Source organism: Neisseria sp. P0021.S006, from assembly GCF_051956895.1.
Genome location: NZ_JBQCWZ010000543.1, coordinates 1 through 895 on the forward strand (window position 1 = coordinate 1; position 895 = coordinate 895).

Here is an 895-nt window from a genome sequence, read left to right on the forward strand (position 1 = left end):
CTGACCGCATTATCCTTGCTTATCTTGACCGCCTGCGCGACAGAGCCTGTCACTGCTTACCGTTGGCATCGTACCGGCGCGAGCGAAGCTGAAGTTTCCCGCCAAATCAATACTTGCAAATCGCAAGTCCAAAATAGAAATACATACAAGACATTCGAGCAATGTATGGATGAAGCAGGTTATTACAGCTATGAACATGGCAATCTCTAAATCCGGATTGACCGATTATCCAAATACCGAGGCCGTCTGAAAAAAAATGATTGTTCAGACGGCCTCAGATACGAATAGAAAGAACAAAAAGACATGGCTATCCAATGGTTTCCCGGCCACATGAACAAGGCAAAAAAAGCCATTGCCGAACGCATTAAAAGCGTTGATATGGTGATTGAGATGTTAGACGCGCGTATGCCTGCTTCCAGCGAAAACCCTTTGCTTGCCCAGTTGTCCAAAGGCAAGCCAAAACTCAAAATCTTAAACAAGCAAGATCTTGCCGATCCCGAGCGTACCAAAGTTTGGCTCGAACACTACAACAGCCGCCAAGATACCCGCGCCATTGCGCTTGATTCTTCCGAAACCGGCGCTCATGGCAAAATTACCCAAGCCTGCCGCGCCATGATTCCGCATCGCCAAGGTATCGAGAAGCCGCTACGTGTCCTGATTTGCGGCATTCCCAACGTCGGCAAATCCACCTTGATTAACGGCATGATCGGCAAAAAATCTGCCAAAACCGGTAACGAACCCGGTATTACCAAAGCCGAACAACGCCTTTTCCTTGCAGACGATTTCTGGCTTTACGATACCCCCGGTATGTTGTGGCCGAAAATTATCGTCGAAGAAGGCGGCTACAACCTTGCGGCCGGCGGTGCAGTCGGACGCAACGCACTGGACGAAGAAG

Annotated in this window: 2 protein-coding genes; both read left to right on the forward strand. The window is 49.4% G+C overall.

Annotated elements, in window-relative coordinates:
• A partial coding sequence (locus tag ACTHUM_RS15560; RefSeq protein WP_440403365.1) for a protocatechuate 3,4-dioxygenase occupies positions 1–210 on the forward strand: 210 nt, incomplete at its 5' end.
• Positions 211–303: 93 nt separating this feature from the next.
• A partial coding sequence (gene ylqF, locus ACTHUM_RS15565; protein ID WP_440403366.1) for a ribosome biogenesis GTPase YlqF occupies positions 304–895 on the forward strand: 592 nt, incomplete at its 3' end.